At 62.2% G+C, this 17,536-nt stretch carries 23 protein-coding genes; 10 read left to right on the top strand and 13 right to left on the bottom strand.

Going from position 1 to position 17,536, the window contains the following annotated elements:
- Nucleotides 1–29: 29 nt before the first annotated feature.
- From Har1131_RS04440 to Har1131_RS04410, 7 genes are all read right to left on the bottom strand, one after another.
- Nucleotides 30–605 (bottom strand): hypothetical protein, encoded by a 576-nt coding sequence (locus Har1131_RS04440; protein ID WP_014041342.1) that lies wholly within the window; start codon nt 603–605, stop codon nt 30–32.
- 90 nt (nt 606–695) lie between these two features.
- Nucleotides 696–1,322, bottom strand: coding sequence for an archaellin/type IV pilin N-terminal domain-containing protein (locus tag Har1131_RS04435; protein ID WP_151145231.1), 627 nt, complete (start codon nt 1,320–1,322; stop codon nt 696–698).
- A 331-nt stretch (nt 1,323–1,653) separates the two neighbouring features.
- Nucleotides 1,654–2,277: an archaellin/type IV pilin N-terminal domain-containing protein gene (locus Har1131_RS04430; RefSeq protein WP_146416877.1), complete on the bottom strand. Its 624-nt coding sequence runs from the start codon at nt 2,275–2,277 to the stop codon at nt 1,654–1,656.
- Between the two features lie 376 nt (nt 2,278–2,653).
- Entirely contained in the window at nt 2,654–2,929 is a 276-nt protein-coding gene (locus Har1131_RS04425) for a hypothetical protein (protein WP_008307830.1), read from the bottom strand.
- Nucleotides 2,930–3,012: 83 nt separating this feature from the next.
- Nucleotides 3,013–3,348, bottom strand: a complete 336-nt coding sequence (locus Har1131_RS04420) for a helix-turn-helix domain-containing protein (protein ID WP_004515272.1) — start codon at nt 3,346–3,348, stop codon at nt 3,013–3,015.
- Between the two features lie 155 nt (nt 3,349–3,503).
- On the bottom strand, nt 3,504–4,229 hold the full coding sequence (locus Har1131_RS04415) for an ATPase domain-containing protein (RefSeq protein WP_050037098.1): 726 nt from the start codon (nt 4,227–4,229) through the stop codon (nt 3,504–3,506).
- Between the two features lie 88 nt (nt 4,230–4,317).
- On the bottom strand, nt 4,318–4,752 hold the full coding sequence (locus Har1131_RS04410) for a chemotaxis protein CheW (protein ID WP_008307828.1): 435 nt from the start codon (nt 4,750–4,752) through the stop codon (nt 4,318–4,320).
- A 170-nt stretch (nt 4,753–4,922) separates the two neighbouring features.
- Between Har1131_RS04410 and cheB the strand changes: the two genes are divergently transcribed.
- From cheB to Har1131_RS04370, 8 genes are all read left to right on the top strand, one after another.
- Nucleotides 4,923–6,032, top strand: coding sequence for a chemotaxis-specific protein-glutamate methyltransferase CheB (cheB, locus tag Har1131_RS04405; RefSeq protein ID WP_058990849.1), 1,110 nt, complete (start codon nt 4,923–4,925; stop codon nt 6,030–6,032).
- 2 nt (nt 6,033–6,034) lie between these two features.
- Nucleotides 6,035–8,017, top strand: a complete 1,983-nt coding sequence (gene cheA, locus Har1131_RS04400; protein ID WP_151145218.1) for a chemotaxis protein CheA — start codon at nt 6,035–6,037, stop codon at nt 8,015–8,017.
- Complete coding sequence (locus Har1131_RS04395; protein WP_050037101.1) at nt 8,014–8,823, top strand: protein-glutamate O-methyltransferase CheR; 810 nt, start codon at nt 8,014–8,016, stop codon at nt 8,821–8,823. Before cheA ends, Har1131_RS04395 begins: the two co-directional genes overlap by 4 nt.
- 6 nt (nt 8,824–8,829) lie before the next feature.
- On the top strand, nt 8,830–10,062 hold the full coding sequence (locus Har1131_RS04390; RefSeq protein WP_064288694.1) for a HEAT repeat domain-containing protein: 1,233 nt from the start codon (nt 8,830–8,832) through the stop codon (nt 10,060–10,062).
- A gap of 59 nt (nt 10,063–10,121) precedes the next feature.
- Nucleotides 10,122–10,985: a CheF family chemotaxis protein gene (locus Har1131_RS04385; protein ID WP_014041349.1), complete on the top strand. Its 864-nt coding sequence runs from the start codon at nt 10,122–10,124 to the stop codon at nt 10,983–10,985.
- Nucleotides 10,986–11,059: 74 nt separating this feature from the next.
- Complete coding sequence (locus Har1131_RS04380) at nt 11,060–11,449, top strand: 30S ribosomal protein S6e (protein WP_014041350.1); 390 nt, start codon at nt 11,060–11,062, stop codon at nt 11,447–11,449.
- A 4-nt stretch (nt 11,450–11,453) separates the two neighbouring features.
- Nucleotides 11,454–11,882 (top strand): hypothetical protein, encoded by a 429-nt coding sequence (locus Har1131_RS04375; protein WP_151145204.1) that lies wholly within the window; start codon nt 11,454–11,456, stop codon nt 11,880–11,882.
- Nucleotides 11,883–11,982: 100 nt separating this feature from the next.
- Nucleotides 11,983–12,861 (top strand): CheF family chemotaxis protein, encoded by an 879-nt coding sequence (locus tag Har1131_RS04370; protein WP_014041352.1) that lies wholly within the window; start codon nt 11,983–11,985, stop codon nt 12,859–12,861.
- 101 nt (nt 12,862–12,962) lie between these two features.
- On the opposite strand, the gene Har1131_RS04365 is transcribed toward Har1131_RS04370, so the two are convergent.
- Nucleotides 12,963–13,385, bottom strand: a complete 423-nt coding sequence (locus Har1131_RS04365; RefSeq protein ID WP_050007268.1) for a dCTP deaminase — start codon at nt 13,383–13,385, stop codon at nt 12,963–12,965.
- Nucleotides 13,386–13,502: 117 nt separating this feature from the next.
- On the opposite strand from Har1131_RS04365, the gene Har1131_RS04360 reads away from it, so the two are divergent.
- Complete coding sequence (locus Har1131_RS04360) at nt 13,503–13,934, top strand: DUF5807 family protein (RefSeq protein ID WP_014041354.1); 432 nt, start codon at nt 13,503–13,505, stop codon at nt 13,932–13,934.
- A 9-nt stretch (nt 13,935–13,943) separates the two neighbouring features.
- Here Har1131_RS04360 and Har1131_RS04355 read toward each other — a convergent pair whose 3' ends face one another.
- From Har1131_RS04355 to Har1131_RS04345, 3 genes are all read right to left on the bottom strand, one after another.
- Nucleotides 13,944–14,381 carry a hypothetical protein gene (locus Har1131_RS04355; RefSeq protein ID WP_050037104.1) on the bottom strand — a complete coding sequence of 146 codons (438 nt, stop codon included), beginning with the start codon at nt 14,379–14,381 and terminating at the stop codon, nt 13,944–13,946.
- Between the two features lie 79 nt (nt 14,382–14,460).
- Nucleotides 14,461–15,552, bottom strand: coding sequence for a DHH family phosphoesterase (locus tag Har1131_RS04350; RefSeq protein ID WP_050007269.1), 1,092 nt, complete (start codon nt 15,550–15,552; stop codon nt 14,461–14,463).
- Between the two features lie 43 nt (nt 15,553–15,595).
- The gene (locus Har1131_RS04345) at nt 15,596–16,060 is read right to left on the bottom strand and encodes a universal stress protein (protein ID WP_014041357.1); all 465 of its coding nucleotides are present in this window, start codon (nt 16,058–16,060) and stop codon (nt 15,596–15,598) included.
- A 124-nt stretch (nt 16,061–16,184) separates the two neighbouring features.
- Between Har1131_RS04345 and Har1131_RS04340 the strand changes: the two genes are divergently transcribed.
- Complete coding sequence (locus tag Har1131_RS04340) at nt 16,185–16,625, top strand: universal stress protein (RefSeq protein ID WP_008307802.1); 441 nt, start codon at nt 16,185–16,187, stop codon at nt 16,623–16,625.
- On the opposite strand, the gene Har1131_RS04335 is transcribed toward Har1131_RS04340, so the two are convergent.
- Together Har1131_RS04335 and Har1131_RS04330 are read right to left on the bottom strand one after the other, a co-directional pair.
- Nucleotides 16,622–17,143, bottom strand: coding sequence for a GNAT family N-acetyltransferase (locus Har1131_RS04335; protein WP_008307801.1), 522 nt, complete (start codon nt 17,141–17,143; stop codon nt 16,622–16,624). The genes Har1131_RS04340 and Har1131_RS04335 overlap by 4 nt on opposite strands.
- Nucleotides 17,140–17,511: a universal stress protein gene (locus Har1131_RS04330; RefSeq protein WP_014041358.1), complete on the bottom strand. Its 372-nt coding sequence runs from the start codon at nt 17,509–17,511 to the stop codon at nt 17,140–17,142. Before Har1131_RS04330 ends, Har1131_RS04335 begins: the two co-directional genes overlap by 4 nt.
- Nucleotides 17,512–17,536: the final 25 nt, after the last annotated feature.

Raw genomic sequence — 17,536 nt, 5'->3', positions numbered from 1 at the left:
GTTGTGGAAATGACCTACAGCGGCCCGTCTCAGAGTTCGGCACCGTCGGCGGCCTCGACGGCTTCCAAGAGATCAGCGATAGAATCGTCCGGCGTCAGTTGCGTCGACCGGACGAGCTGTTTGATGACTGCCGGCGGATAGCGAACCGGCACGTTCGATTCCGACAGCAGAATACCCAGCACTTCTTCGACCGGTGTCGACCCGTCCATCTGGCGACCGTACCAGAGCATGAAGCTCTCGAAAACAGTGACAATGTCGTTGGAAGCGAGCTGCTGCTGGTCGACGTCGCCGTCGAACTTCGCGGTCACGTCGAAGCCGTATCTGGCGTTCGAGTCGGCCATCTGTTCGGCAAGCCACTCGTGGACGTTCGCATCGGAGAACTCGGGAGTCGACGGCTCCGGGTCCGGTGCAGGAGACGGCGGGGATTCAGACGCCGAATCCGATGAGACGTGGTTCCCGTAGGAGTCGTCAGTGCGGACGTCCGACGAAACGACGTAGCGGCCCTCGTCGATTTCAGTGACGTGCTCGTCGTCGGCGATATCGAGCTCTTCGGGCGAGAGTACCTTGCCCTCCTCTGGATTCGGTTCGTCTGACCGCCGAGCCATAGATACTAGTGTGTGAGGCTATCGTATAACTCCGTCGCTGGTCAGGGTGGACGAAAAGAGAACTACGTCGAACCGAAAAGATAACCGAATTTAGAGGCTGACTGCGGAGTTACCAGACAGAGTTTCCGGGACGACCAGCCGAGCGGTCGTCGTGCCACCGGACTGAGTGTTCAGTCGAATCGTCGCCGTCTCACCCTCACCGAGGCCGTCACCGGTGCCGCTTCCGCGGATTAACTCGGCGCTGAATATGATCGTCGCGCGGTCAGACGGGTCGTTCAGGACCTGGCTCCCTGAAATCGAGTCGTCGTCGTCCTGCACATCAGAGACAGCGAAGGAGGACCCGTCGGAGGGTGGGGTGTCACTGTAGCCAGACGAAGTGAGGTCGTACGAGCCAGTAGAGTCGACCCACTGGGCGATCGTACTACCGATGTCGATGTTGCCCGCACCGGGTGCCTTCTTCACCGTCAGCTTGACCGTGTCGATCGTGCTGCTTGAAGAATCGATTTCTTCACCAACAGCGTTGACGAGCTGCAGTCGGTTCGTCACTTGGTCACTGCTCTGTTGTCCGGTTTCCTCGGCGCTGCTCTGGAGGAAGCCAGCCGTGTTGATCAGGACGCCCGCAGCGATTGCCGCCACCAGCACCATCGCGATGAACACGATCAGGGTGCCGATACCGACCTGCCCGCGGTCGTCGTCGTTCGTTAGTTCCGTTAGCATTGTTGATCCGGGTCTGTCTGACCCTATCTGTTGACTCTTTTCATGGGTAATAATACCTCCTCTCAAATTATACGTCTTGATAACCAAGCCACTGATCATCGTAAGCAACAGTCTCAGCGGCCGAAACAGATATTTGTCCAAGAATAGACGGGTCGCTGAATTCTATCTCTGAGAGCAGTAGTCAACAAAAACGTCTGGCCGTGTGAGGACTCCTAAATGACCGTTACGTGTCGGAGCCAGTAGTGTGCCACAAGCTAACCGGTGGAAAGCACGCAGAAGGCAGAAATAAGCTACGAGTATATCAGCAATTGAAACTGAAAGATATGACGCCTTAGAGGGTGACTGCGGAGTTACCAGACAGAGTCTCCGGGACGACCAACCGAGCGGTCGTCGTGCCGCCGGACTGGGTGTTCAGACGAACCGTCGCCGTCTCACCCTCACCGAGGCCGTCATCAGCAGCGCCGCCGCGGATCTCTTCGGCGCTGAAGATGATCGTCGCGCGGTCAGACGGGTCGTTCAGAACCTGACTTCCCGAAATCGATCCGTCATCGTCCTGGACGTCAGCGACGGAGAACTCGCTCGCGCCCGGGTTACCGTCGTAGGTCCCTTCGTAGGTGAGGTCGTACGAGCCACTGGAGTCGACCCACTGGGCGATTGTACTGCCGAGATCGATATTACCTGCACCGGGTGCCTTCTTCACCGTCAGCTTGACCGTGTTGATTGTACTGCTGGATGACTGAATGTCTTCACCGACGGCGTTGACGAGCTGCAGTCGGTTCGTCACTTGGTCACTGCTCTGTTGTCCGGTTTCCTCGGCGCTGCTCTGGAGGAAGCCGGCCGTGTTGATCAGGACGCCCGCAGCGATTGCCGCCACCAGCACCATCGCGATGAACACGATCAGGGTGCCGATACCGACCTGCCCGCGGTCGTCGTCGTTCGTTAGTTCCGTTAGCATTGTTGATCCGGGTCTGTCTGACCCTATCCAACCGTTCTTTTCGTCAGTAATAATACCTCCCCCCAAATTATACTACTTGATAATAGATCGCTGAGGGCCTGAGGAGTTGCTTCGACAGAAGAACACCTATAGTTAGGTCTGAAGAAGATAACTGAGCTACGTCGCATCTAAGAATCAGATTTAATTGCTTCTATAGGTCGGTATCAGCGATGGAAATAGCTGGTTGTCTTGTGTGTGGCCGAGAGGTATCGTGTTGCGTGCAAGCTGGGGCGGTCTATACGAAAATAGACGTTGAAACCGGAGTCGACAATGAGATGAGTCACAGAGAAATCCGCTCACGGGCAGGGTGGTCAACTGATGCAGTCGAGAAACACACTCACTCGTACGTGACGAGACTGTACATCACGAACAGATAGCCGAACGTCGTCAACCCACTGTTGACTAGCAACAACGACCGTACGCCCTCGAAGTCGTTGATGAACGCGCTAATCATCGTCGCGGCCGCGCCCGCGATTGCAAGCGAAAATCCCACCGAGAGGTGAAGCATCGCCTGCCGGGATGTCTGGACGTACGCCCGCATGGCCATCCCGACCATTGTCAGTCCGGCCACGACGAACACCAGCGTCGATATGGCATAGAGAAGTTCTATCATCAGCACTGTACAGGGCTACAGCGAACCCGTTATTAAATCCACGCTCGAAAATATCTTTCGTGATAACGCCGAGAAGAGGCGTTCTACCGCTCAGATAGGGTCCGCCACGCCTCGTCGAGTTTGTTGGTCACTTCCGACCGCTCTTCGATGTGGACGGTCAGTTCGTCGTCGAAATCGACCCGGACCTCGTCCACGTTCCGCCGATACACCTTGATACGTCGGCGGTCGTCAGAGAGGATGTTGTCGTGTAGTTCCAGGAGGTCGTGTTCGGTCAGTTCGTCGATGCGTCGGTAACACGTCGCGATGGGGATTCCGAGTTCGTCGCTGAGTTCCTGTGCGGAGACCGGTTCGTCCGTCGCGTCGAGGATTTCGGCACTGTATTTATTGCCAAGCGTCTGAAGAATCTCCCCTGAATCCATCGTTATCAAATAATAAATTCAGTCGATAATAAAGCTATCGCCTGTGATATCGACTGAAAGGAGACAAACACGCACTACAGGCCGCTCGTACGAAAACAGCGGCCTGTGCCGCTGTATCCGTCGTTCTACCGAGTAATAATGGCTCTATTGTATCGCTAAATTGGTGATTCTTCCTCGCTCATCATCGAGAAGGCGCTGGCGTTCTGGTGGACGTCGATACCGCCGCGGTCGATCTCCATCGGATAGATGTCCGTCTCGATGTTTTGCTTTCGCATCTTGGCGACCCAGACGTATCTGTTCACACCGGTATCAGTCGGCGTCTGGATAAGGTAGATGTTGCCGTCGGTCAGATAGTTCTCCAGCCCGATCTCGGTGTCCGGGAAGACGGCCCCCTGTTCGTTGGTCATCAGCGTCGTGAGACCGCTGTCGCTGAGGATGTCGGTGAACTTCAGGAGATACGTCCGCTTCTCCTTCTCGTTTTCGAAGAACAGTTCGAACATGGCGAGTGAGTCGAGCACCAACCGGTCGTAGTCGCCGTCTTCGAGCTCATCCAGGAGAATATCCAGTGAGGACGTGAAGTCGTTCTCGCGCAGGAGTACCTGCTTGTCGTACACCTTGATGTCGCCGTTGTCGACGTGATCCTGCCAGTTTTCGAAGCCGATGGATTCGGCGGCCTCTCGGAGGTCCGACGCGTCTTCCTCGAAGGAGAGATAGATGCCCTTCTCGTCGTATTTTTCGACGCCGTTGTAGATGTACTGGAGACAGAGGATCGATTTCCCGGCACCGGGGTTGCCGCTCACCAGTGTCGTCGAGTTCTTCACAATACCGCCGTTCAGAATGTCGTCGAGGCCCTCGATCCCCGTTTTGGTTTGCTCAATCATAGTTTCGGAAGGAACTGGAAGTTGATTAGATACTTCTCTGTCGGGAATGTTAAAAAGTCTTGCTGGTGTGTCGCTAAACAAACCGGAATCAGTCACCAGCGTGGACGATGGCGGGGTCCACCCAGATAACAAAACTGTCATCTCGCTTGATCACGCCCCGGATTGAGCCGGCGTCGTTCGCGGGGGACCGGTCGACCTGCTCCGGCGTGATCTGGACTACCTGATACACCTCGTCGACGAGCCAGCCGGCCGCACCCTGTTCCTCGACGATCTCCGGGTCGAAGACGATGATGCGCTTCTCTTCGCCCTCGTCCTCGATACCGAAAACGACCTTGGGGTCGACGATTGATGTCGTGCGCCCGCGAAGGTCCATGACGCCACGGACGTGCGGCGGGGCGTTCGGGACGGACGTGAGTTCGCCGATATCGACGATCTCAGTCACGTAGTCGATACTCACGCAGTACGTTTCCGAGCCGAGCTGGAACTCGAGTACCTGGCCGGTGGTGGCTGACTGTGCTGCCATTGCGGTTCTTATCCAAACTGTCGCGGACAGGGGCGCATAAAGGTGCCTGCTGGGCTATCAACTTTGATTACGTGGGCGGAGTATTTATTTCGGGGCCGGACGGGATTTGGAAGTAGGTATGAGGATGTCTCGTTCGCCGATGTCTCCTGTCCGACGGGAGCGTTGGTGATATGGCAGATGGTGTCCGCGCCGTGGTCGCAGACGACTCTCACTTCATGCGGAGTGTCATCTCTGATATCCTCAGTGATGGCGGTATCGACGTCGTCGCGCAGGCGCGTGACGGCGAGGAGGCAGTGTCAGCTGTTATCGAACACAAACCGGACGTCGTGACGATGGACGTCGAGATGCCAGTAATGAACGGCATCGAGGCGACGGAGCGCATCATGGCGGAGTCTCCGACACCGGTGTTGATGCTGTCGGCCCACACCGACGAAAACGCCGATGTGACGTTCGAGGCGCTCGATAAGGGTGCGGTCGACTTCTTCACCAAGCCCGGTGGCGAGGTATCGATGGAGATGTCACGCCTGAAAGACCAGTTGGTCGAGATGGTCAGCTCCGTCGCGGCGGTCGATGTCGGCGCGACACACAGCCACGGCGGGACAAGCAGCGACAGCGGAGCGGGCTCACCAACAACCGGCGGTTCAGCCACTGACCGGAGGGCAACCGGAGGCTCGTCGAGTCAGACGACCTACGTTGCGAACCCGACGCTCGTCATCGGCTCTTCGACCGGCGGCCCGAAGATGGTGGAACAGGTAATGGAAAGTCTCCCCATCGAGGCCGACCTCCGAGTGCTCATCATCCAGCACATGCCGGAGGGGTTCACCGGCCGGTTCGCCGAGCGGATCAACACGCGAAGTGATTACGAGGTCCGGGAGGCCACAGACGGGGCGCGCATCGGCGGCGGCGAGGGACTCGTCGCTGCCGGCGACCGGCACATGGAGGTCAAGAACTACCGGAACGGCCGACTGCGGACGAAGCTGACACAGGACGAACCGGTCAACAGCGTCCGGCCGGCCGTCGACGTGACGATGCGAACGGCCGCGGAGACAATCGACGACCCGCTCGTCGGACTCATCCTCACTGGGATGGGCGAAGACGGCGCAGACGGGATTCGGCGGATCAAGCAAGCCGGTGGCAAGACCATCGCACAGGACGAGGCCACGTCCGCGGTGTACGGCATGCCAAAGCGCGCCGCCGAGACCGGCTGTGTGGACACTGTCTTGCCTATCGACGACATTGCGGACGGCATTATCGACACGATTACCACTGAGGTGACCTGACAATGGACGACCAGTATTTAGACGCATTCATCCGTGAAAGTGAAGAAGCGATTACCGAACTCAACAACTCGCTGCTCGAGCTCGAGTCCGACCCCTCCAACACGGAGGCGATGGATTCGATCTTCCGGACAGCCCACACGCTGAAGGGTAACTTCGGAGCGATGGGCTTTGATAACGCAGCGAACCTCGCGCACGCGATGGAGGACCTGCTCGACGAGATGCGCCAGGGCGAGATGGAGGTCACGCCGGACCTGATGGACCTCGTCTTCGCCGGCGTCGACCAGATCGAGGTCATCGTCGGGGAGATCGAAGAGCACGGCGAATCGGGGACGGAGACCGACGAGATGGTCGAAGAGCTCCGGGCCGTTCTCGAAGAAGGGGCCGCCGCCGCGGGCGACACCGAAACGACAGACAACGGTGGCTCCTCGGACAGCGACGAGTCGCTCTCCGCGGATGCCAGCGTCAGCGATGCCGACATCGACGCCGACGCTGTCAACGAGCGAGTCCTGCAGGCCGAAATCAGCGTCGGGGAGTCTGACATGCTCGGCGTCGACTCGATGCTTGCCGTCGAGTCCATCGAGGGGCGGTTCGACATTCTCGATTCGAGTCCGAGCCGTGCCGATATCGAGGACGGCGAGTTCGAGGACACGTTCGTCCTGTATCTCGACGGCCCCGACGCGGCCACCGTCGACGCCGAACTGGGAACGACTGGGAAGGTCGACAGCTTCGACGTGACCGACGTGACCGACGCGCTAGCGACCGGGGACGCCGCCGCAGTCGCCGCTGCCGGGTCGGATGCTGAGCCGAGCGCGGACCCGGAGCCGGACAACGAGGAGGAACACAGCGTCGACGAGATCAAGTCCGTGCGCGTCGACGTGGACCAGCTCGACGACCTCCACGGGCTCGTCGAGCAACTGGTCACGAGCCGAATCAAGCTCCGGCGTGGTGTCGAGAAAGACGACCTCGACTCCACTGGCGAGACGCTGAACGAACTGGACAAGATCACGGCGAACCTCCAGAACACGGTGATGGATATGCGGCTCATCCCGCTGAAGAAGGTCGTCGGGAAGTTCCCGCGGCTCGTCCGCGACCTCGCGCGCGAACTCGACAAGGACATCGAGTTCAATATCGAGGGCGAGGACATCGAACTTGACCGGACCATCCTCACCGAGATCTCGGACCCGCTGATGCACATCCTCCGGAACGCCGTCGACCACGGCATCGAGTCGCCCGAGGAGCGAGAACAGGCAGGCAAGGACCCGACGGGCCACATCACGCTCCGGGCCTCCCGCGAGCGCGACCACGTCATCATCGAAGTCGAAGACGACGGGGCCGGGCTCGACGTGAGTGGAATCAGGGAGAAGGCCGTCGAAAAGGGCGTCCGCTCGCCCGAGGAACTGGACGCGATGGACGACTCCGCGGTGTACGACCTCGTGTTCCACCCCGGCTTCTCGACGGCCGACGAAGTGACTGACACCAGCGGGCGCGGCGTCGGCATGGACGTCGTCCACGACACGGTCTCCCAGCTCGACGGGTCGGTCAGCGTCGACTCCGAACCGGGCGAGGGAACGACGGTCTCGCTGCGCCTGCCGGTGACGATGGCTATCGTCAAAGTGCTGTTCGTCAAGGTCGGCGGCGAGGAGTACGGCGTCCCGATCAAGAACGTCGACGAGATTACCGGAACAGAGGAGGCGAAGCAGGTCAACGGCCAGGAAGTCATCAAGCACAACGACGAGATCTACCCGGTCATCCACCTCGACGACACCTTCGACATCGAGGGCGAGACGGCAAACGGCGACGGGATGCTCGTCCGCATCCGCGAGTCCGAACGCCAGGTCGCGCTCCACTGTGACTCGGTCAACAGCCAGGAGGAGGTCGTCGTCAAGCCCCTGGAGGGTATCCTCTCGGGAACACCCGGCCTCTCGGGCACGGCCGTTCTCGGCGACGGGAACATCGTCCACATCCTCGACGTGGTGACGCTATGAACAAAGGTAGCGAGCGCACCTTCAACGACCTCGTGGAGTTCATCGGCGAGGAGATGGACTTCGAGTCGGGCTTTTACAACGACTCGTACCTCGACCGCCGCATCACCGCGCGGATGCGCCGGACCGACACCGAGGACTACCAGTCCTACCAGCGACTGCTAGAGCGCGACGACGGCGAGCGCGAGGAACTGCTCGATTCGCTGTCGATCAACGTCACCAGTTTCTTCCGGAACCCGGACGCCTGGGAGCGATTGCGGCCGGTCCTCCGGGACCTCACGGAGAACAACCGTCGCGTCAGGCTCTGGTCGGCCCCGAGTGCCGACGGCCGCGAGCCGTATTCGGCGGCGATGCTGGCACTCGACGACCCCGAGATCGACGCCCGGCGGGTCGAGATCACGGCGACGGACATCAACGCCGACATCCTCGAAGAAGCCCGAAAGGGTACCTACGCGACCTCCCAGACGACCGACATCGCAGACGAGCTGGAGCCGCTGGACGATTACACGAAGTACATCGAGCAGGACGGCAACACGTTTGAGGTCCGGGACCGGGTCAAAGAGATGGTCACGTTCGAGCAACACGACCTCATCCGGGGCGACCCCAAGCGCGATTTCGATCTGGTGTTCTGCCGGAACCTCCTCATCTACATCGACTCGGAGTTCAAGGTCCCCATCTTCGAGACGATCCGCGGGTCGCTCCGCGAGGGCGGATATCTCATGATCGGCATGACCGAGACGCTGCCCGCGGAGTGTCGGGACTCCTTCGAAGCGGTCGACAAACGACACCGCATCTACCGGCGTGTGTAGCGACCAATGAGCCTCTACGAACTGGAACGGGACGGCAAGGCACAGGAACTCATCCGCCTCCTCAGGGAAAGCGACAACGAGCGGGTCAAGACCCGCGCCGCGGAGCTACTGGGGAACTTCGACGACCACGACGACCGGCGCGACGTGGTCAACGCGCTCGTGGACGCGGCCCAGAGCGACAGCGACGCGATCACCGGCGCGGCTATCGACTCGCTGGACGAACTCGGCGACGACGCCATCACGCAACTCATCGGGGGAATGGCCGGCGTCGACCTCGAAGACGACGCCGCAGACTGGGTGAAGGCGAAGGCGTACATGCAGGTGCTTGACGCCGATGTGCCCGAACTCAGGATGGCGGCCGCGAACGGCCTCGGAAACTTAGACCAGGCCGACGCGGTCCCGAAGCTCGCAGAGCGCTTCGAGGACCCGGACCCACGAGTGCGGGCGCGAGCGGCCCGGTCAGCCGGGAAGATCGGCGACTCGCGGGCGACGAACCCGCTCGAAAACGTCCTGTCGGACCCCAAAGCCGCCGTCAGGCGCGAGGCAGCGGACGCGCTGGGGAACATCGGGAACCGGCAGGCGCTCCAGGCGCTGTTGCCGCTGTACGAGGACGACGACGAACGGGTCCGGCGCATCGCCGTCGGCGCGTTCGGGAACTTCGGCAACGACCGGCCGGTGGACTATCTCATCGAAGCCCTCTCAGACGAGTCGGCTGCCGTTCGGCGGACGGCAGTCTACTCGCTCATCGAACTCCTGTCGAACGTCCCGACCGACCAGAGCCACGAAATCCGCGACACCGTCGTCGAGAAACTCTCAAACACGGACGACCGGAGCGTCGTCGTGCCGCTGGTCGAAATTCTCGAAGAGAGCACGCAGTCGGCCCAGCGGCGCAACACCGCCTGGATGCTCGGTCGAGTCACTAGCCAGGAAGAGCGGGACCGCGTCATCGAATCACTGGTCGACGCGCTCGACGACGACGACCAGATGCTCCGACAGTTCGCCGCGACCAGCCTCGCCGAACTCGGCGACGACGACAACATGGTCGAGCGGCGACTACTCAAAATTGTCCAGGACGACGGCGTCGACCCCAACGTTCGGGGCCAGGCCATCTTCACGCTCGGGAAGGTCGGCGGCGAACGGTCCCGGAAGACGCTGGATAAACTCATCGACGAAACCGAACACGACGTGGTCAGGAAGAAGGCGTTCTCGGCTATCTCGAAGCTCGGTGGCCGCGGATGAGTCAGCCGAGTGGATTAAGACGCGGCGGGGCGTACACCAGAGCGATAGCTGGCTAACCGATGAGCGACGGAGAACACGCACTGGTCGATACGAAGGGGAAGTTCGTCCAGGTCGTCTCGGACGGGCGCAAGCGAAACGACATCGAGTGGCTACCCGGTCGGATACTCCTCTCGAACAAGCGTCTCGTCCTCGCAACCAACGACGGCAAGCGGACCATCCCGCTGTCGAAGGTCAGCAGCGTCACGGCCAGCCAGATGAACCAGCCCCTCGCGCAAGTTGACAGCTACATCAAGGTGCAGGCCGGCCGGAACGTGACGCTCATCTCGGCGAAAAAGGCCGAGGAATTTCAGGAGAACCTCTACAGCACGCTGCTCGACCAGACCGTCGTCCTCGTCAACCACCCCGCAGTCAAGGGTGGCGTTGTTCAGGACGGCGGCTGGGAGAAGGGGCGACTCAAACTCGACGGCGACTGCATCAATCTGGCCATCGCCAGCGGTACGTTCGTCGAACTTGACATCGACGACGTGGGGACCGTCGAGGCCAAGGAGAAGACGATTCGGGGCGACGAGCGACCGTTGCTGGAGGTCGAACACACCATCGAAGGGACCAGCGTCGAGACTCACATTTCGGGGACGCCACGTCACGTCTCGCTCATCGAGGGACTCGTCCGGCAAGGTGAGCAGCGCAACATCGCCGACGACGTGGACCTCTCGGATAAGGAGACGCAGGTGCTGATGGCGCTGTACTCCGGCATCTCGCCGTTCAAGATTCCGGACTTCGTCGATATGGAAATAGAGGAAGTCGAAGCCGTGTACGACCGGTTGATGGAAGCCGATATCCTCGAACCGGTCCGGACACGCCGGGAGGTCCAGCTTGAGGCCCGCGGCCGCTCAATCGCGAGCGATGCGATGGCTGACCAGTAACCGTGACGCTGAGACGGTGCGACCGGGACGGACGGTTCGACGCGTTTTTGAAGCGCGGTTGATTGAGAACAGGTATGGCAGAATTCACGGTCGCCGTCTCCGATCCGGAGGACGGCCACACCTACCAGATCGACGTCGACGGACAGGACGCAAACCGCTTCATCGGCCGCGAGCTCGGCGACGAGGTCGACGGCGGCGCTGTCGGCCTCGATGGCTACACGCTCGAACTGACCGGCGGGTCGGACACCTCGGGCCGACCGATGCGACCCGACGTTCGCGGCGTCATGACGAAAGAAATCATGTCCGACGGCGGCGTCGGCTTCAAACCGACCACCGACGGCGAGCGCAAGCGCATCACCGTCCGCGGCCGCGAGGTCAGCGACGACACGCGCCAGATCAACGCGAAGATCACGGCCCGCGGCAGCGACGACGTGGCCGAACTCCTCGGCGACGACGACGAGTAAGTCAGTGCCGGACCGCGTTCCCAGTGACCACGAAACCGTCGAGACGCATCGCGTTCCCGTCGAGTCGGTCGGCCGAACCGACCGACCGCGGGTCGTGCTCCCGGACGAACTCGATTTCGACGACGGCGACACCGTCCACCTCGCGCTGGACGGCGACCGGTACCACGCCGTCGTCGAGACGAATCTCGACGGCGAGCCGGTGCTCTCACACGTCGCCGACAACCGCCGACTGGCCCGCGAACGGGACGGGACGAACCGCCTCACGGAGTGGGTCGCCGACAGCGAAGTCTCGCTCGGCGGGTCAGCACATCTCGACGTGGTAACCGACGGAACCGAGTACGGCCTCCGAACGCCGGGCAAGCGCGTCGTCTATACGGCGACCGGCGGGCCGGACGCCTCGCTGTCAGATATTGCTCGAAACCTCGACAACTGACGCCGTTAGCCCCCGTTCTCCCGAATGAAGCCGATTTTTGCTGCTGATACTCGCGCGAAACGCTCAATATCAGTGCTGATGTACATCGGGTAACGGACGAATGTCGGAATCAGTGATCGCGGATTTCGTCGGCAAATTCAACTCCGAAGTGGCCGGTCGGGGCGACCCTATCAGGGGTCGGATCGTCCTCTCGCAAAAGCGGCTGGTACTGGCCGCAAGCGAGGACGACAAGCTGACGATCCCGCTGGACTCGATTTTCGACATTGCCATCGGGCAGGTCCCGCCCGACCTGGGCGATTTCTTCGACTCGACGGTGACGATCGCCTTCGAACACAGGGGGAAGCGGCTCGTCGCAGCCATCGAGGCTGGCGACGAGAAGATCGAGAAGTTCGGGACAGTGCTGTTCAAGGCTGTCATCAACGGCACCGAAACGACGGTCAAAGAGCGCGCCCGCGTCGGTGGCCGCGTCACCGACGAGTCGTTCAAGACTGCGAAGCTCTTTCTCACACCCGGTAACGTCGAGTTCCGACGCAAGGACGGATCGTTCAACGTCGATCTCAAAACGGTGTCAGACTTCGACCGGAACACGCGGGAGATCAACGGCACGGGCCGGCCGGTGCTGACAGTCCGGCACATGAAAGACGGGACAGCCATGACGACGCTGGCCGCGATGGCTTCGAGTCGAAAGATGTCGATCCTCGGGCGCTATCTCCGCCGCGAGTACGCCGAGCTCATGGAGGAGCTCAAAAACGTCGAGCTCACCAAGGACAAGAAGGAGGTGCTGGTCGCCATGTACTCGACCGGCGACATGGACGGGATGCCGCTGGCGAGCATTCTCGGCAAGGACTCCTCACAGGTGTCGATGATTCTCCAGGACCTCGCCGAGGACGGCCTCGTTCAGGACGCGTCCGACGGGCCGACGCTCACGCCGACTGGCAAGGTCGTCGCCAGCCGCCATCTCGAAGACGTCAACGCCTGATACGGATTGTTGTAGATTATTTCCGGATAGTGCCGATCACGGGGTCGACACATACCGGTAAATCGCTACAACAATCCGTATGAGACGGATTGTCTACCCGTTTACTCCTCGGCCGCGACAATCGTACTGACTCTGGCATTCTCTTTGAGCTGTAGCCCCGCGCCGCCGACCGATAGCGGCACGCGCGGGAGCGCGTCGACGTGCAGTGTCGGGTGCGTCGCGCCGCGTTCGAGCAGTTCCGTCCGCGGCTGGAGCGTCACCGTCGCCGCGCCGGTCAGCGATTCGTTGTACTCGACGAGATACTGGCCGGCCCGCAGCGTCCACCACTCGTAGTCGTCGTCCGGATTCCGCTTCTCGCTCGAATGGGGTGTGACGCCGGCCGCGTCGAGTTCGCCGCCGCCGAAGTCGATCCGCCCCGGCTCGACGACCTCGTACACTTCGCCGACGGTGAGGTCGAACCCCGGGCTGTCGGTCTGGGTCGGTTCGTGGACGATATCCGTGACGTACTCGCCGAAGTCGGTCATGGACGACTATACTAGGCGAGTGAGCCTAAAAGTGAGGCTGGAAGGGGCGGCGACACAGCGCGTCTCGTTCCCGAGCGGAACGCGGCACTTTTGCCCGGCGAGTGACTCTCCCCCTGCATGACCAAACACACGGAGTTTCTGGCGGGCGAGCGGCCTGAAGACGTGCTCTTCTTCCTGCACGAGGACGCCGTCTCGAACCCCGGCGCGCTGGCCGAGTACGCAGACGAAGTCGAGGACGGCCACGTCCTCGTCCTGCCGGGCGACGACGGCCGCAGCGCGTTCCAGTCGGCGACGGGCATCGACCCGATGGGACTGGCTCAGCAGGCGATGGGAACCGAGGGCGACATCGACGACGACCTGACCGACGCGGTCTGTCCGATCGCCGAGGAGGAGCCGGAGAGCGACCACACGACCCGATTCGTCTTCGCCTTCGCCGAGGAACAGAACGAGGACGTAGGCGGGCTCTACGCCGAGGGAGACGTGGTCCACGCCTACGCAGTCTGTGCCTGTGGAGAACGGTACAGCGACAAGTGGGTCGTCGGGGAGTAGTCCCCGGGCCTACAGCAGGAACGGTTCGGCAAGTCTGACAAGCAGTGCCTTCGGCAGGCCCGTCACGGGGCCGCCATCGTGTGAGTACGACACCCCGACCTCATTGCGGGTGACGCCGTGCCGGAGGTGCTGGATGCCGTCAATCATGAACCAGCAGCCGAGAAGCGCCCCGGGGACGACGACCCACGTTAGGCCGGCGGCCGCGACCGTGTACGCCACGAAGCCGAACACGAGGAGCCCGAACACCATGTGGTCGGCGTAGTCGCCGACAGTGGCCTGGGCGGCGTCGGCGACGAGCCAGACACAGAAGGCGAGCGCCGCTGCGACCGCAGCATACCGTACCGAGCCGTCGAGGACGTACAGCGTCACGCCGACGGCAACGGCGCTTCCGAGTCGCCGTCGCACAGCTGTTTCGCGCGCGATTCGCGTGTGGAGGGACTCGGACATCACCCGGCAGTGACGGGGGAGAGATAAATCAACGTTGTGTCAGGGGGCGAGATACCGTTCAGTTCGTTCACGGGCCCGCCTATCGGTCGGTATCGACGCCTTCCGCTTCTTCCTCGGGCAGCCGTCGGAAGGCGTCTACGATAGCCTGTTTCGCCACGGCCCCTTGCGTCGTCCAGTGGTGGGCGTAGTCCATCATGTCGTCGTAGATGTCGGGCTTGCAGCCCGCCGCCTTCGGGTGGCCGCCGCCGTTGACCTGCTGGGCGACCTCGTGGGCGCGCTCGAAGTTATCCGTCCCACGAATCGAGGCGGAGCCGGCGGGCTTGACGATGACGGCGGCGTCAGCGCCCTGCTCGCGCAGCGCCTCGGCGACCTCGTTCTGTGAGCAGCGGCCGTAGGTGACGCCGACCGTCCACTCGCCGACGTCGCGGAGTTCGGCCCGCTCGACGGCCTTCTCGATGAGCGCCTCCTTCTCGACGCGCTTCTCGTCGAGGAACTCGTGGAACTCCGGCGAGAGGTCGGGGCCGTGGTCGCGAACCGCCTCGATGTACTCCTCGGGTTCGCTCCAGTACGAGAGGTCCGCGAGGTCGTCGCTTCGGGGGTCGTCGCGGATCCAGAGGTCGTGGTCGCGGGTGACGGCGGCGAGGTCGGCCCACTGCTCGTCGAAGTCGTAGTCGAGTTCCGACAGCGCCACGTCAGCGGTACACACTTCCTCACTATCTCCGACGGTGCGCTCGACGCCGGCCGCGTCCACGTCGGCGGCGAGGTCGTCGGGCCACTGGTGGTGGTCGAACCAGACGACGCGTTCGACGCGCTCGATCAGCGAATCGAGGGGCGCGATGTCGGATTCGCGGTCGGGACAGAGGTCACAGATGAAGACGGTCGCGTCGGGGTCGGCGTACTCGGCGGTCCATTCGAGCGCTTCGGTGAGTTCGTGTGGGCCGGCAGGCAGCAGTGCGCCTTCTCCGTGGGCCTCGCGAATCAGTGCGGTACAGGCCAGTCCGTCTGCGTCCGGGTCGGCGATAACAATGACACCGGCGTCGTCCAGCGTCTCGGCGGCTTCCGCTTCGGCTTGCTCTTCCTCGTAGGAATCCGGGATAAAGAACCCCTCGCCGGGGAGTACGGATTTGCGGCCGATAGAGAGACGGTCGTCGTCGATGAGCCAATCGTCCATGCCCCAGCAAGCGGGCGGGGCGTCAAGAAGCCGTCGGGTTCCGTTACACGTCCTCGCGCTCGGGGTTTGGCTCGCCTTCGAGCTGGCGGACCGTCAGCACCGGCATGGGGGCCTCCCGGATGAGTTCCTCGGCGACGCTTCCCAGCAGGAATCCATGTTCGCCGTGGCGGCCCCGAGTCCCGCTGACGATGACATCGGCGTCGTGTTCCGCCGCGTACTTGCAGATTTCGTCGGCCGGGTCACCCTCCCGGACGGCAGTGACGAGCTCCTCGTCTGCCTCGGCGTCGGCGGCCTCCAGAATGAACGAGAGGGCGCGGCCGCCAGTGGTCGCCAGCGCGCGCTCCAGCGCCTCGCGAACCTCTTCGGGAGTCGTCTCAACCTCGCCGGTGTCGACGACGTACAGCCCGTGGACAGTTGCGTCGAAGCGCGCTGCCAGGTCCAGCGCCGCTTCGACGGCCCGCTCTGCGCTGCCGGAGCCGTCCGTGGCGATGACCACCGTATCGAACATACACCACGCATCGAAGCCGCGACTAAATACACTGTTGGTCACGGCGAGGGACGCTCCGGATGACGCCACGGGGTCGGCACGAACCTCGGTGGATTTTTGCCGGCCGGGGCCGCACTGGCGAGTGATGGACATCGACCTCGTACTCGCGCCGGTCGACGGCAGCGACCAGTCGGAACGAGCGGCCGAGTACGCGATCGCCGTCGCGGAGCGGTACGACGCCGATCTCCACCTGCTGTTCGTCATCGACGAACGGCTCCACCAGGATATCGACAGCGGCGACGTGAGCGCAACCGCGATCGCCGAGGAGCATCGAGCGTTCACCGAGAGCATCCGGGAACGGTTCCGCGACGTCCACGACGGCACGTTCGAAACGTCGTCCGCGACCGCGTTCTCCGAGACACGACTGATGCAGACACCGGGCAGCGTCGTCCTCGATGTGGCGGAGGACGTCGACGCGGATTTCATCGTCGTCCCGCGCGAGGAGAGAAGCGAGGGCGAAGAGGCCGTCGGGCGCGCGGCGATCTACGTCATCGAGTACGCCAGCCAGCCGGTGCTCACCGTTTAGAGACGGATCGCCATCTCTATCTCGAAGCTCTCGGCGCTACTGATCTCGAAGCCGACCTTCTCGTACAGCGATATCGCCGGGTCGTTCCACCGCTCGACGGTGAGCCAGACGTGGTCGATGCCCTCGGCCTGACCGTGACCCAGCAGCGTCTCGACCAGCGCCGTCCCGATACCAGCGCCCTGGTAGGCCTGTAGCACGAAGATAGCGAGTTCGTGCTCGTCCTCGTTGTCCGGGACCAGCGTCGCGTGGCCGGCGACAGTGTCGTCGTGTTTGGCGACGACGTTGACACAGTCGCCGTCGAGGATCGTTTCGAGCCACTCACGGATCGCTTCCTCTTTGACCGGTGGGATGCCCTGCGCACGGTCGGCAGGGTCGAAGTCGAGATACATCTCGACGAGGCTCTCCGTATCGGCGTCGTCGGCGGGAATGACGTCGATGGGACGGTCCTTGCGGTCGGTGATCGTCCGTGGCGGCTGTGGGAACTCTTCGGCGGGTTCGTCTGGGTACGTTCGAGTCATCGGATGAGAGTCACTGGCGTCTGTGCGTTCAGCAGGACGAACTCGACGATGGGGCCGAGCTGTATCTTCCCGAGCGGCGAGCGGCCGCCACCGCCGAGGACGATCCTATCGAACTCCTCGCTCTCGGCGATGTTCACCAGCTCGCTGCCCGGCGAGGTGCCTTCGACGTGGCGGATCGGCGGCTCGAGCCCGCTTTCGTCGATATACTCCTGTATCCGCTGCTGGACCGTTTCGAGGTCGGCGTCGATGTCGCCGTTTTCGAAGACAGCGACGGTCAGCTCGTCGCCTGTTTCCGATACGCGTTCGAGTGTCTCGGTCAGTGCCTGGTAGGACAGTTCGCTGCCCCCGACACCGAGCAGTATTTTCATAGTCGGGCCATGCATGGGAGCGGTA

Origin of the sequence: Haloarcula sp. CBA1131 (assembly GCF_008728975.1) — an archaeon.
Taxonomy (GTDB): Archaea; Halobacteriota; Halobacteria; order Halobacteriales; family Haloarculaceae; genus Haloarcula; species Haloarcula hispanica.
Note: the sequence above shows the minus strand (reverse complement) of the source record. Positions and strands in the feature narration are given on the sequence as shown.

Excerpts from the sequence above, each read along its gene's own strand:
- Har1131_RS04440 (WP_014041342.1), bottom strand. The coding sequence starts at position 605 with ATGGCTCGGCGGTCAGACGAACCGAATCCAGAGGAGGGCAAGGTACTC.
- Har1131_RS04435 (WP_151145231.1), bottom strand. The coding sequence starts at position 1,322 with ATGCTAACGGAACTAACGAACGACGACGACCGCGGGCAGGTCGGTATC.
- Har1131_RS04430 (WP_146416877.1), bottom strand. The coding sequence starts at position 2,277 with ATGCTAACGGAACTAACGAACGACGACGACCGCGGGCAGGTCGGTATC.
- Har1131_RS04425 (WP_008307830.1), bottom strand. The coding sequence starts at position 2,929 with ATGATAGAACTTCTCTATGCCATATCGACGCTGGTGTTCGTCGTGGCC.
- Har1131_RS04420 (WP_004515272.1), bottom strand. The coding sequence starts at position 3,348 with ATGGATTCAGGGGAGATTCTTCAGACGCTTGGCAATAAATACAGTGCC.
- Har1131_RS04415 (WP_050037098.1), bottom strand. The coding sequence starts at position 4,229 with ATGATTGAGCAAACCAAAACGGGGATCGAGGGCCTCGACGACATTCTG.
- Har1131_RS04410 (WP_008307828.1), bottom strand. The coding sequence starts at position 4,752 with ATGGCAGCACAGTCAGCCACCACCGGCCAGGTACTCGAGTTCCAGCTC.
- cheB (WP_058990849.1), top strand. The coding sequence starts at position 4,923 with ATGGCAGATGGTGTCCGCGCCGTGGTCGCAGACGACTCTCACTTCATG.
- cheA (WP_151145218.1), top strand. The coding sequence starts at position 6,035 with ATGGACGACCAGTATTTAGACGCATTCATCCGTGAAAGTGAAGAAGCG.
- Har1131_RS04395 (WP_050037101.1), top strand. The coding sequence starts at position 8,014 with ATGAACAAAGGTAGCGAGCGCACCTTCAACGACCTCGTGGAGTTCATC.
- Har1131_RS04390 (WP_064288694.1), top strand. The coding sequence starts at position 8,830 with ATGAGCCTCTACGAACTGGAACGGGACGGCAAGGCACAGGAACTCATC.
- Har1131_RS04385 (WP_014041349.1), top strand. The coding sequence starts at position 10,122 with ATGAGCGACGGAGAACACGCACTGGTCGATACGAAGGGGAAGTTCGTC.
- Har1131_RS04380 (WP_014041350.1), top strand. The coding sequence starts at position 11,060 with ATGGCAGAATTCACGGTCGCCGTCTCCGATCCGGAGGACGGCCACACC.
- Har1131_RS04370 (WP_014041352.1), top strand. The coding sequence starts at position 11,983 with ATGTCGGAATCAGTGATCGCGGATTTCGTCGGCAAATTCAACTCCGAA.
- Har1131_RS04365 (WP_050007268.1), bottom strand. The coding sequence starts at position 13,385 with ATGACCGACTTCGGCGAGTACGTCACGGATATCGTCCACGAACCGACC.
- Har1131_RS04360 (WP_014041354.1), top strand. The coding sequence starts at position 13,503 with ATGACCAAACACACGGAGTTTCTGGCGGGCGAGCGGCCTGAAGACGTG.
- Har1131_RS04355 (WP_050037104.1), bottom strand. The coding sequence starts at position 14,381 with ATGTCCGAGTCCCTCCACACGCGAATCGCGCGCGAAACAGCTGTGCGA.
- Har1131_RS04350 (WP_050007269.1), bottom strand. The coding sequence starts at position 15,552 with ATGGACGATTGGCTCATCGACGACGACCGTCTCTCTATCGGCCGCAAA.
- Har1131_RS04345 (WP_014041357.1), bottom strand. The coding sequence starts at position 16,060 with ATGTTCGATACGGTGGTCATCGCCACGGACGGCTCCGGCAGCGCAGAG.
- Har1131_RS04340 (WP_008307802.1), top strand. The coding sequence starts at position 16,185 with ATGGACATCGACCTCGTACTCGCGCCGGTCGACGGCAGCGACCAGTCG.
- Har1131_RS04335 (WP_008307801.1), bottom strand. The coding sequence starts at position 17,143 with ATGACTCGAACGTACCCAGACGAACCCGCCGAAGAGTTCCCACAGCCG.
- Har1131_RS04330 (WP_014041358.1), bottom strand. The coding sequence starts at position 17,511 with ATGAAAATACTGCTCGGTGTCGGGGGCAGCGAACTGTCCTACCAGGCA.